Below are 12,132 nucleotides of genomic sequence, written 5' to 3' on the forward strand. Positions count from 1 at the left end.
CCAGCGACTATAATGATAATGTCGAAACGTTTCAATCTAGCGTTTACGGCAGATTGACTGATTTTTTTGTTGCAAAGGATGCAAAGTCCGCTTCTAAGAAGGAGTGTTTTACTACCATATTTTCGCCTTTAAACAAGTAGGGAGCCAGGAAAAGTAAGCCTGAATTATTTTTTTGTAAACACCTCGAAACGTTTCGATTATGAGCGGCAAGGTAAAATGATTAAGCGAACTTTAGGAAGCATAGCTAGAAGTGCCATGAGCGGTATGGCATATGCATCATTATGAATGATAACCACGACTGGAGCAGTGAACGGGACTGCAAGGTGTTGGTTTTTATTCAATATCTGCTGTCTGATAAGATAAAATAGTAATGGAAGAGTTAAGTAAGAAGGGACGAACGAGGAATGGCAACGATCAAGGATGTGGCAAAGCTTGCGGGTGTAGCGCTCTCAACTGCTTCCTATGCACTGAACGGGGACAGTAAAGTTAGTGCGAAGACCAAAGCGAAGGTGCTTGAGGCAGCAAGAGAATTGAATTACCGAAAGAACGGCTTTGCCATGGATTTGAAACGGAGTCGGACCAATACCATTGCGCTGATCCTGACAGACCTGTCGGGACCGTATTACTCCGAGCTGATTCGTAGTGTACAGGATGTAGCACTCGCGAACGGGTATGATCTTATTGCCTGCAGCTCCATGGGTGGCCGGGATTCAACAGCGGTTCGTTTTTTGCGTGAAAAGAGGGTGGATGGGGCCATTATACTGGCTCACAACATCCATGATGACATTTTGGTTGAATCAGCTGGATCACGCTTCCCGATTATTGTCATGGATCGTCAGCTGTCCGGTGATCATCTGACCAATGTGCTGGTAGATGGTGAACAGGGGGGGTATCTTGCAACCCGTCGTTTGATAAGAGGTGGTCATAGGAACATTGCATATATCAGCGGTCCATCCAACTCCTATGACAATGCACTGCGTTATCAAGGATTCCTGCGAGCGATGCGGGAAGCTGGGCTCGAAGAGAAGTCAAAGTGGCGTTTGAACGGTAATTTCGTTCGCGAGGGCGGCTTTAGTGCAACCAAGATGATGATTATACAGGGAGAGCTTCCATCAGCCGTATTTTACGGAAACGATGAGATGGCCATTGGCGGGTTGAAGGCTTTTGAAGAGAGTGGCATCTCCGTGCCGGGAGAAATTTCGGTCATCGGCTTCGATGACATTCAGCTATCCGAATATGTTCATCCGCCGCTGACAACGATTCGTCAGCCGAAGCATGAGGCAGGATCACTGGCTGGACATCTGCTGTTCCAGATGTTGAATGGAGAGAGCGTTAATCCATCCTATACGTTAACGATTGATCTGGTGGAGCGTGGTTCTGTGGGTTCTTCTTAAGACAGGACTACATAATGACGAGAAGAATGACTTGCATGTGAAGGTGATGAATTACAGCATGAGGGTTATCGTTGGAACGGGTCAGAAACGACCGGTTCAAAGGGAGCCCTATTCTTTTTCAAAAATATCGAAACGTTTCGATTTTAAGCGGTAAACTAATTTAAGGAGTGATAGAGAGATGGCAACAACTACGAATGAAACGATTCGTCTGGCAGCAGGCGAAGTCACATTTACTTTTTTAAACAGTGGAGACTTGTACCAGGCCACTTCCGGTTCAACAATGCTGAATCAACTACTTAGCAACCCGATCGATGGGTCTTTGAATAATCTGTACCTGCGTGTATACGGGGAAAATGGGGAGATTCAATCGTTCCCGCTCCTCGGCGTGCATTCTGGCAGCCAAGTATCCACAAGCAAATCACATGCAGACCGTCAGCTGATCTGGACAGGCAGTGTTCAACCGAAGCATGCAGGACAGGCGATCCAGTATAAAGTTGTATTTACGCTTGCACCGCAAGGAATCTGGTTCTGGGATGTGAAGATTACAGGACAACAGCAGCGTGTCGATGTGGTCTATGGACAAGATGTGGGACTTGCTGATCCGGGCGCAGTACGTAGTAATGAAGCATATTTGTCTCAATATATTGACCATACGGTATTTGAAGATGAGGCAAAAGGCTATGTGGTATGCTCACGTCAAAACCAGCCACAGGGCGGCGTTTTCCCTTACATGCAACAAGGCGCTCTCACCAAAGCAGTGGGTTACTCCACGGATGGATTCCAGTTCTTCGGACTGTCTTACAAAGAAACCAATCAACCTGAAAGTCTGAGTCGTCCGTCTCTGGCAAACGAAACTTACCAGTATGAGTTCGCTTATACTGCATTGCAATCCGAGCTGTTGGAATTGAACGGTGAGGCACAGGTAGTTTTCTATGGACTGGCGAAGCCTAACCATGCATCCGGTATTACCGCGCTGGAGTTCGGAGATGAAGTTGCAGCAGCATGGAACGAAGTTCAGACTATGGCTGCCGAGCAGGGAGATGTGCTTGAACAAGTAAAACTCTCCTCGTCTCTGGGTGAGCCACTGGCCGCACTTGATCTCACACAGGAAGAGATTCATGAGCTTTACCCTGACCGTCATCAAGAAGAACGTAGTGGGGATCAACTATTGTCTTTCTTTACGGAATCTTACGAGCATATCGTAATGAAAGCTAAAGAACTGCTGGTAGAACGTCCACACGGACACATTCTGATGAGTGGCGGTAATGTAGAACTTGGAGCACAGGTTATCACAACCACATCGTATATGTACGGGATGTTTAATGCACAGCTCGTCATCGGCAACACCAATTTTAATAAAATGATCAGCAATGCCCGCAATGCCTTGAACGTGCCGAAGACGGCTGGACAACGCATCTATGTGGAGATGGAGGGACAATATCGCCTGCTGACGATGCCGTCTCTGTTCGAGATTGGTTTTAACTATGCTCGTTGGATATACAAATTGGAGTCCGATACGCTCATCGTAACAAACTACACAACGACGAATTCGACAGAAGTACGCATGAATGTGCGCTCTACAAGTGGAAAAGCTTATCGTTACCTGGTAACCAACCAGATTACAATGAACGTGAATGAGTACGAATATCCACTGCACATGACACAGGATGGCGATAGACTGATATTCAAAGCAGATTCGAAGTCCCTCAGTGCAGGAACGTATCCAGAGCTGGAGTACCGCATGACGGTTGAAGGTGCCTCTGTACAAGCTGGGGACGAAACACTGCTCGCGAGCGGTGTTCGCAGTGGTGTTGCTTCACTCGTGACATTAAGTTTGGAAGCAAGTGCGGAATGGACGCTGAAGGTTCAGGGTGTACTGGAAGATCAGGCGTCTGCAGGTGCTGACGCAGCAACTTCGGCTCTTTCTTTTGAAGAAGAAGTGCAGGCGTACCGTGAGTTCTTTGCAGGTGTCATGAATGGTTTCCGTTTGTCCCGTGGTGAGAGCCAGGATGCGGAGGATTTGTTCAAAGTCAATGCGCTTGCTTGGTGGTACACCCACAATATGCTGGTTCACTACTCTGTGCCTCACGGTCTGGAGCAGTACGGCGGCGCAGCCTGGGGTACACGTGATGTGTGTCAGGGTCCGGTGGAGTACTTCATGGCCACTCAGAAATATGAGCAGGTTCGCGATATCATCAAAATGGTGTATACACACCAATACGAAGATGATGGCAACTGGCCGCAATGGTTTATGTTTGATAAATACTTTGCGATCCAACAAGAAGAGAGCCATGGCGATATCATCGTATGGCCGCTGAAAGTGCTGGCAGACTACCTGACTGCAACTCGCGACTATGCGATTCTGGACGAGAAAGTGCCTTACACGGTTAAACATAGCTTTGGATTCACAGAAGAGACAGCAACGGTACTGGATCACGCGAAAAAAGAGATCGAATACATCCGTGCGCACTTCCTGCACGATACGTTCCTGTCCTCCTACGGAGATGGAGACTGGGATGATACACTCCAGCCAGCCAATGCACAGCTCAAGCAATACATGGTGAGCAGCTGGACGGTAGCTCTGACGTATCAGTCCGTAAATGTGCTCTCGCAGGCATTGGAATCCAGAGATAAAGCCTTTGCACAGGAGCTTGCTCAATTGGCAGAGGGTATCCGCGAGGACTTCAACCGTTACATGCTGGGCACAGATGTGATTCCAGGCTTCGTGTACATGGAAGAGGCGGATCAGGCGAAGCTGATGCTGCATCCGACAGACACGGAGACAGGTATTCAATACCGCCTGTTGCCAATGACCCGCAGTATGATCGGTGAACTTCTGAACGCAGAACAGGCTGAAGCACACTATGCACTCATTCGTGAACAGTTCCTCTGCCCGGATGGCGTACGTCTGATGAATCGTCCAGCACAATATGCGGGCGGCGTGAGCACACACTTCAAACGTGCAGAGCAAGCGTCCAACTTCGGCCGTGAGATCGGTTTGCAATACGTGCATGCCCACATCCGTTACGTGGAAGCGATGGCGAAGCTGGGTAAAACGGATCAAGTGTGGAACGGTCTGGCGATGATCAACCCGGTGGGTATCCGCGAGGTTGTACCTAACGCAGAGATTCGCCAAGCGAATGCGTACTTCAGTAGTTCGGACGGCAAGTTCAACACCCGTTACGAGGCGCAGGAGCATTTTGACCAGCTTCGCAAAGGGACGGTAGAGGTGAAGGGCGGATGGAGAATCTACTCCAGCGGTCCTGGAATCTACATGAACCAGTTGATCTCGAATGCGCTCGGTATTCGTCAGGAAGGCGGCAATCTGGTGATCGACCCGGTACTGCCAGCTGAGCTGGACGGCATGCAATTCGAATTTGAATATGCAGGTGAGCCGGTGACATTTATCTACCACCTGAATGAGAAAGCTGTCAGCCGTGTAACGGTCAATGGAAAAGACGTGGCTGGTGAGCGCACAGTGAACCGTTATCGTCAAGGCGGGGTACGCATCTCGCTGGATGCGTTCAAACAGGCAAGCGGCTCAGCAGAGCGCACGATTGTTGATATTTATATGTAAGCTAGCAATTATGTAACAATCAGGGCCAACCTTCATTCAGAGGGTTGGCTCTTTGGTTTACCTCACGTGTTATGCTGCATATGCAAACCAAATTACCGCTTAAGGCTGTGGCACCGCAAGCACCGTGTGTAACAGCTCATTATGCCGCATATATTTGGTCTCGTAGCCCAGGTGAGTCAGCCGGCTGCACAATTCACCTAGCAATGGGAAATGGCGCTCGCGAAGTGCCCGCTGCTGTTCTGCATCTCCAGATGTGGCAGCATGCTTGCTGTAAGTGTTACGATGGGCGGAATCCGTGAACATAAGGTCGGTGAGACAGATTCTGCTCGTGGTGGTAGGTTTGAGCACCCGCTGGATTTCTCCCAAAGCGAGTTCCTGCTGATCCGGGCCCAGATGATGAAAGGCAAAGCTGGATACGACAAAGTCAAAGGACTGATCGGCAAAAGGAAGCGCCAGAAAATTACCAAGCTTCACGTGCATCTGCGGATATTTCCAGCGGCACGTTCGCAGCATTTCCCGTGACTGATCAATTCCGGTCATGATGGCACCCCGATCCAGCATTTTGCCTGCCAGATTGCCTGTTCCAGTCCCGATATCCAAGCCAGTTTCTCCGGGTACAGGAGAGATCCACTGCACGCTCTGTTCCAGTGCTTCATCGTAATTGTGGTACAGGCTAAATGGCTTGTCCGCTTTGGTTCTATCCGTTTGCACACGCTGATCATGGATAGCCGCTTGCTGATCATAATTCCAGCGGTCATGCCAGTTCTGTCTTGCTTCCCGCAGACGGCGTGCACTGCCAGCCAGATCATGCAAATGACTGACATCCAGTGAACCATCCTGACGGTTCAGGTCGATCATACGCTGGGTCGTATCCATCATTCGTTTCAACTCTATCCACTGGGCATATATGACTGCTTGTTGCAGTTCCAAGTATTCCTCTAACCCCTGCTGGTTACCTTGATCTATCTCGGCAAGCGCGTGAGTAATGTCCTGCAAGGACATGCCAATCTCGCGCAACGCTGCTATTGTCTGCAAACGCCAAATGTCATTCTCCGTATAAGTACGGTATCCGTTGCCGGACTGCTTGGCAGGCTGGATTAACCCTTTTTCCTCGTAAAAGCGAATGGCTCTTGCCGATATTCCCAGTCGGGATGCGGCTTCTTTGATATTCAATCTAATATACCTCCTTACCTTATTGAACCGTATCTATAATTATTACCATGGAATCAGTATAAAGTATGACGTTACGGCAAGGTTAAGCGTTTTTTACAATACACTGGCAGCTCCTCTTCTATCTACGGTTTCTGGTGGGTGCCATCTGTGAGCATTAGGTAAGTTTTATTTGTGCTCTAATTTTCATCATTTTGTCAAACGAAGGCGGAATTTTAGTCCGCCCGGCGGCTATGCTACAATAGATAACAGAATAAGGCGCACGATAAAGATAGCCAAATGAGACGAATCAGAAAATATTTGAATGAAGATATACGAAAGGTTGAATCAGCATGCTCACCAGTCATACGTATCAAATCCGTGCTTCCGAGATGAAGGATGCAAACCAGCTAATGGAGCTGGATATGCTGGTCTGGAATGCATCCACCTCACCTGCACCGATGCAGTGGAGATCCAGACAGCAGTATTTGCAATATTGCCCGCCAGGCAGTCAGCTCATTGCGGTACAAGAAGATCAGGTATGCGGATACGTGGGCTTCCATCCCCCCACAGGAATGCCGGTGAACCGTCATGTATACGAGATACATATTGCAGTTCACCCTGAATTTCGTCGCTCGGGTGTAGCAACAAGTTTAATGAAAGCAATGAAGCAGTACGCACTGGAGCAGGGCATTCGTAAGCTCAGGTTGCGTGTATTATCGAGCAATCCGGGAGCGGTTGCTTTCTATGAGCGATGTGGGTTTGTAACCGAGGGCAGGCTCGTATCCGAGTTTCGAATCGGTGGCAGGGATGTGGACGATATTTTGATGGCTTATTTTATTAATGCATAGGTTGTTCGAACGGTTAGTTGATGGAATGGGCAAATGAACTTGGCTGAGGAGGAATAAACAATGGATATGGGACTTCGCGGTAAAAAAGCACTGGTGCTGGCCTCCAGTCGAGGCTTGGGCAAAGCAGTGGCGGCACAGCTGGTACTGGAAGGTGCGGATGTGATGCTGGCCAGCCGGAGCGAAGACAAGCTTGCCGCAGTGAAGGAAGAGTTAATCTCCCTTGGCGGCGGTGGACGTGTCGAATATGTCGCAACGGATGTAACACGCAAGGAGGACATCGCGGCACTTATTCAGGCTACAGCAGAACAGTTTGGGCAGATCGACATTCTGGTTAACAATTCCGGCGGCCCGCCTTCCGGTACGTTCGAGTCACTGACCGACGAGGACTGGGAGCGTGCATTTGAGCTAAACATGCTTAGTTATGTCCGGCTGATTCGAGGTGTGCTTCCACATATGAAGGTAAGCGGAGGACATATCGTCAACATTGCCTCCACATCGGTGAAGCAACCCATTCCGGGTCTGATTTTATCCAATACGTTCCGTACGGGTGTGTTTGGTCTTGCCAAGACGCTCTCTCAGGAGCTTGCACCTTACGGTATTCTGATTAATACCGTATCCCCTGGACGCATCGCAACAGATCGGATTCGTGAGCTGGATACGGCGCGGGCAGAACAGAGCGGAGTCAGTGAAGATGAGATTGCTGACCAATTTCGCAAGGAGATTCCGCTGGGGCGTTATGGACAGCCTGAGGAATTCGCCAAAGCCGTCGTATTTCTGTTATCCGGTGCCAACACCTATATTACCGGAACGTCATTAATTGTCGATGGTGGTATGGTGCGTGCGCTCTAAAAGACGATGTACCTGATAAACATTAAAGCCCCTCCTTCACCGCTGCCGACAGCGTGGAAAGGAGGGGCTTGGCATGCAAATAATCCTGTAGGTTGGTTACGCAGGATCTTTGCTAAGATCAGAAGTGCTCGTTCCTGCCTGATCTGTCTTACCCGCCTTGCCTGTTTTATCGTTCTCAGGCAAAGGTTTAACTGGAGCGCCGGACTCGTCTTTCAAACGAGAGCCATGATGATGCTCAGGCCGAGCAGATGGACGTGTCCCATTAACAAGCTCAGTGATGCGCACGGTTAGGTCAGCAACCCGCTCATCATACTGAGTTTGTGTAATTTTCCCGTCTTCCAACTCTTGCTTCAGATCGGCTGTTCTATCGGTTACCAATTGCTGAATAAGGGTTTGCACGTTTACCTTTTGGGCAGATGCAATCTCGGCAAGGGTATCTCCTTTTTTAAGGGATGAAGTTAGATCACTGGTTGTCACACCGAGCAGAGATGCTAGCTTGACCAGGTTGCGATCGACTTCAGGTCCAAAATCCCGTCCAGACAAACCCATTCCAGGCGCAGGATGTTCTGGTTTTTTCGCGCGTAATGCGGATGGTTTTTCTTTGACCAGTTCACTCACGCGCTCCGTCAGAGCAGCCAAACGCTCATTATACTGGGTTTGTGTGATCTTGGAGTCAGTGAGCTGTTGTTGCAACTCTTTCTTTTCCGTGGCTACCAGCTTATCAATAATGGTTTGTGCTTCAACATTCTTTGCGGCGGCAATTTCAGCAAGGGACTGGTCTTCTTTTAGAGCTTCTTTTAATTCATCTTTGGTGATGCCCAGCACAGAGAGAACTTTTTCAGCATGAGGCCCGAACCAAGGTCCGAGTCCTCGTTCTGCTTCGCCAGGTGGTTTCAATATATGGGACCCCATCGGGGCAGTTCGTTTGTTTTGGAGTGCATCGGATGCTTTCGCCGCAGGGTCTGCATGAACCGCAGTTGTTGCCAGCAAGCCCCCGCCCAGTGCAAACGTTAAAGCTAAAGCGCTGGTTACTTTGACTGCCTTTGATGTCGTGGTTTTCTTCATCCGTGATCATCCTTCTTTCTTGAATAGAGTTTGTGGTTATACAGCCACAACGCTATCTTAGGCACCGAGCATGAAGCAGAGATGAGTTCAACCTTAAGGGGAAGTAAAAAATGGTGTTATAACCACAAATACCCCCTCATCTGTGGGAAATGTGCTGTCACAGACGAAGGGCAAGCGGTTATGAGCAATGCATTATGATGTGATGCAGTGCAGTGTGATCGAGTGTATTTCGATTTACGTATATATTTCGGTGGATGTCGATGTACTTTAATTTATGAAAATATGATACAAGTCCATTTATGTCCATTATGTAAAGCTATTTTATCGCAAAAGTTCCCATTCATGCTGTAACATGCCGTATACCGCATGATTGACGTAACCTTTCGGCAACTTCTCCGCCTGACGGATGACACCTTCAAGCACAAAGCCAAGACGTTCCGGAATGGCACGGCTGCGTTTGTTGTTGGTGGCACAGCGAATCTCGACCCGGTTCAGATCCAGCGTCACGAGAGCATAATCGACCAAGACACGGCAGGCACTAGTCATCAGGCCTTGTCCTTCGAAACCTTTGCCAAGCCAGTATCCAATGCTCACCGAGCGGCTCGCCCAGTTAATTTCGTGGAAACCGATAATACCTGCAAGGTCTCCTTTTAACCAGATGCCGGCAGTGAAGCCGCCATTCTCCGCAGCTTGTTTTAACGCGTTTGTAATAAAGCTGGATGTATGTTCAATCTCAGTCACCTGATCTACCCAAGGCAGCCAATGTCTCAGTTGATCCCGGGAACGATCCGTCAGTTCAAACAGCGGTTTGGTGTGCTCCATCAAAAGCGGGCGAAGCTCCGTATATTCATCCAATGAATAGGTAAACATGATTGCAACCTTCTTTCTTTATATAATAGGTAGATTAGCGGGGAGGTCGGGGTAATTTGCGCTCCAGGGCAAACAGATCTTCTTCCATGGAGGCCATGCGCTGGTTTACCGTTGTGCGAGCGTCACTGAGTGCCTGATTATATATGTAGGGAGCAAGCTGTGTCATAAACAGGTCGAGGACGCCCCATGCTGCCAGATCACCCAACTCTTCGCCGCGTTCCTCTTCAAAATACGACTGGATCGTGCGAATGGCTTCTTCCTGCTGTTCTTTGGTCAGTTTTAGCGCGTTCACTTGGGAAACCCTCCCTTAAATTTAGTTTTACTCATATGCTACATGATTCGTGCGAACTCGTCAAAATGGTATTGGGCCTAACTTGAATCGGGTGACATATGCGTTTGATCCCGATTTTCATGTTGTTATTTATTGAACTCCTTCCCCGTTAAAGGTATATTTAAATGAAACGCGTACGAAACTTTCCATGAAAGAAGATATTTTCAGGAAATGGTTTCGTCATTAAGGAATTTTACCCGGAATTGCTTTTCTATTTGCAAGCTCCAATCCATTCATGAAAGGTTTGATAACTGTGGACAACCGATTCACAACCCCACCTAACTTTATTAAAAATATCATTACCGAAGACCTCCGGTCGGGCAAAGTCCAGGAAGTTATTACCCGTTTTCCACCGGAACCGAACGGTTATTTGCATATTGGTCATGCGAAGGCGATCTGGATTAACTTTACGCTGGGCGGCGAGTTCGGCGGTAAGACAAACCTGCGCTTTGATGATACGAACCCTGTGAAGGAAGACGTGGAGTACGTGAACTCCATCCAGGAAGACGTGAAATGGCTCGGATACGAGTGGAACGAGAAACGTTTTGCCTCGGATTATTTCGATGAGATGTACAACCGTGCGGTCTTGCTTATTCAAAAAGGTAAAGCCTATGTCGACGACCAAAGCGCCGACGAAATCCGTCAAATGCGCGGAACGCTGACCGAGCCGGGCAAAAACAGCCCGTACCGCGAGCGTTCGGTGGAAGAGAATCTCGATCTGTTCACACGCATGCGTGCAGGCGAATTCAAAAACGGAGAGAGAGTGCTGCGTGCCAAGATTGATATGGCTTCGCCTAACATCAACCTGCGTGATCCGGTCATCTACCGTATCTCTCATGCACACCACCATAACACGGGCGACAAATGGTGTATCTACCCGATGTATGCATTCGCACACCCGCTGGAAGATGCCATTGAAGGCGTCACTCACTCTTTGTGTTCCCTGGAGTTTGAGGATCAACGTCCATTCTATGATTGGGTTATCGCAGAATGTGAGATGGAGAGTCAGCCACGTCAGTATGAATTTGGCCGTCTGAACCTGTCCCAGATGGTAACGAGCAAACGTAAGCTGAAGCTGCTTGTGGACGAAGGCCATGTCGATGGCTGGGATGATCCGCGGATGCCAACGATCTCGGGTCTGCGTCGCCGGGGTTACACACCGGAAGCCATTCGTGATTTTGTTTACGAAACAGGCATTTCCAAAAACTATGGCGTGATTGATCTGCAAACGCTGGAGCACTTTGTTCGCGAGGATCTGAAACTGAAAGCACCGCGCACGATGGCTGTGCTGCACCCGCTCAAAGTAGTCATCACCAACTATCCTGAGGGACAAGTGGAATGGCTGGAAGCTGAGAATAACGTAGAGAACCCTGAGATGGGCAATCGCCAAATTCCGTTCTCCCGTGAAATTTATATCGAGCAAGACGACTTTATGGAAAATCCACCGAACAAATACTTCCGTTTGTTCCCTGGCAATGAAGTTCGTCTGAAACATGCTTATTTCATTAAATGTAATGACGTGATCAAGGATGCGGACGGTAATGTCGTTGAGATTCATTGCACGTATGATGTGGAAACGAAGAGTGGAAGCGGCTTTACGGGACGTAAAGTGAAAGGTACGATTCACTGGGTAGAGGCAACTCAAGCGGTACCAGCAGAATTCCGTTTGTACGAGCCGCTGATTTCGGCAGACGCACCCGAAGCGGAAGCTGAGGTAGAAGTGGAAGCTGCTGTAGCAGGGGCTGAGATTGAGGCAGATGTTACGGATGCTGGAGCAGAAACGGTCGAGCAACCGGAAAAAACGTTCCTGGATCAGTTGAACCCGAACTCACTGGAAATCGTTCACGGATTCGTGGAGCAAGAGATGAAAGAAGCGAAATCACAGGACAAGTTCCAATTTTTCCGTCACGGTTACTTCAGTGTTGATCCGAAGCACTCCGAGCCAGGCCGTCCGGTATTCAACCGGGTTGTATCGCTGAAAAGCTCTTTCCAATTGCCAAAGGCATAAGTTAGATACAAGAGGGTACGAGGATAAGGTTAAGGTAG

The 12,132-nt window shown here is 48.8% G+C and carries 9 protein-coding genes; 5 read left to right on the forward strand and 4 right to left on the reverse strand.

What is annotated here, in order from left to right:
- The first annotated feature begins 404 nt into the window (after window positions 1–404).
- Both AB4Z30_RS16265 and AB4Z30_RS16270 read left to right on the forward strand, forming a co-directional pair.
- Window positions 405–1,394, forward strand: coding sequence for a LacI family DNA-binding transcriptional regulator (locus AB4Z30_RS16265; protein ID WP_441928172.1), 990 nt, complete (start codon window positions 405–407; stop codon window positions 1,392–1,394).
- A 178-nt stretch (window positions 1,395–1,572) separates the two neighbouring features.
- On the forward strand, window positions 1,573–4,971 hold the full coding sequence (locus AB4Z30_RS16270; protein WP_441928174.1) for a GH36-type glycosyl hydrolase domain-containing protein: 3,399 nt from the start codon (window positions 1,573–1,575) through the stop codon (window positions 4,969–4,971).
- A gap of 99 nt (window positions 4,972–5,070) precedes the next feature.
- Here the strand turns inward: AB4Z30_RS16270 and AB4Z30_RS16275 are convergent, their stop codons facing one another.
- Window positions 5,071–6,144 (reverse strand): methyltransferase domain-containing protein, encoded by a 1,074-nt coding sequence (locus tag AB4Z30_RS16275; protein ID WP_441928176.1) that lies wholly within the window; start codon window positions 6,142–6,144, stop codon window positions 5,071–5,073.
- Between the two features lie 329 nt (window positions 6,145–6,473).
- Between AB4Z30_RS16275 and AB4Z30_RS16280 the strand changes: the two genes are divergently transcribed.
- Together AB4Z30_RS16280 and AB4Z30_RS16285 are read left to right on the forward strand one after the other, a co-directional pair.
- Window positions 6,474–6,971 (forward strand): GNAT family N-acetyltransferase, encoded by a 498-nt coding sequence (locus tag AB4Z30_RS16280; protein WP_441928178.1) that lies wholly within the window; start codon window positions 6,474–6,476, stop codon window positions 6,969–6,971.
- A gap of 60 nt (window positions 6,972–7,031) precedes the next feature.
- Entirely contained in the window at window positions 7,032–7,820 is a 789-nt protein-coding gene (locus AB4Z30_RS16285) for an SDR family oxidoreductase (RefSeq protein WP_441928180.1), read from the forward strand.
- 96 nt (window positions 7,821–7,916) lie between these two features.
- Here AB4Z30_RS16285 and AB4Z30_RS16290 read toward each other — a convergent pair whose 3' ends face one another.
- From AB4Z30_RS16290 to AB4Z30_RS16300, 3 genes are all read right to left on the reverse strand, one after another.
- Window positions 7,917–8,885: a LysM peptidoglycan-binding domain-containing protein gene (locus AB4Z30_RS16290; protein ID WP_441928182.1), complete on the reverse strand. Its 969-nt coding sequence runs from the start codon at window positions 8,883–8,885 to the stop codon at window positions 7,917–7,919.
- A 321-nt stretch (window positions 8,886–9,206) separates the two neighbouring features.
- Window positions 9,207–9,755, reverse strand: coding sequence for a GNAT family N-acetyltransferase (locus AB4Z30_RS16295; protein ID WP_441928184.1), 549 nt, complete (start codon window positions 9,753–9,755; stop codon window positions 9,207–9,209).
- A gap of 34 nt (window positions 9,756–9,789) precedes the next feature.
- Window positions 9,790–10,047: a DUF2164 domain-containing protein gene (locus AB4Z30_RS16300; RefSeq protein WP_441928186.1), complete on the reverse strand. Its 258-nt coding sequence runs from the start codon at window positions 10,045–10,047 to the stop codon at window positions 9,790–9,792.
- A gap of 274 nt (window positions 10,048–10,321) precedes the next feature.
- Between AB4Z30_RS16300 and AB4Z30_RS16305 the strand changes: the two genes are divergently transcribed.
- Entirely contained in the window at window positions 10,322–12,094 is a 1,773-nt protein-coding gene (locus AB4Z30_RS16305; RefSeq protein ID WP_441928188.1) for a glutamine--tRNA ligase/YqeY domain fusion protein, read from the forward strand.
- Window positions 12,095–12,132: the final 38 nt, after the last annotated feature.

Source organism: Paenibacillus sp. 2TAF8 (assembly GCF_052114825.1).
Lineage (GTDB): Bacteria > Bacillota > Bacilli > Paenibacillales > Paenibacillaceae > Paenibacillus.

Excerpts from the sequence above, each read along its gene's own strand:
- AB4Z30_RS16295 (WP_441928184.1), bottom strand. The coding sequence starts at position 9,755 with ATGTTTACCTATTCATTGGATGAATATACGGAGCTTCGCCCGCTTTTG.
- AB4Z30_RS16285 (WP_441928180.1), top strand. The coding sequence starts at position 7,032 with ATGGATATGGGACTTCGCGGTAAAAAAGCACTGGTGCTGGCCTCCAGT.
- AB4Z30_RS16290 (WP_441928182.1), bottom strand. The coding sequence starts at position 8,885 with ATGAAGAAAACCACGACATCAAAGGCAGTCAAAGTAACCAGCGCTTTA.
- AB4Z30_RS16305 (WP_441928188.1), top strand. The coding sequence starts at position 10,322 with ATGAAAGGTTTGATAACTGTGGACAACCGATTCACAACCCCACCTAAC.
- AB4Z30_RS16280 (WP_441928178.1), top strand. The coding sequence starts at position 6,474 with ATGCTCACCAGTCATACGTATCAAATCCGTGCTTCCGAGATGAAGGAT.
- AB4Z30_RS16265 (WP_441928172.1), top strand. The coding sequence starts at position 405 with ATGGCAACGATCAAGGATGTGGCAAAGCTTGCGGGTGTAGCGCTCTCA.
- AB4Z30_RS16270 (WP_441928174.1), top strand. The coding sequence starts at position 1,573 with ATGGCAACAACTACGAATGAAACGATTCGTCTGGCAGCAGGCGAAGTC.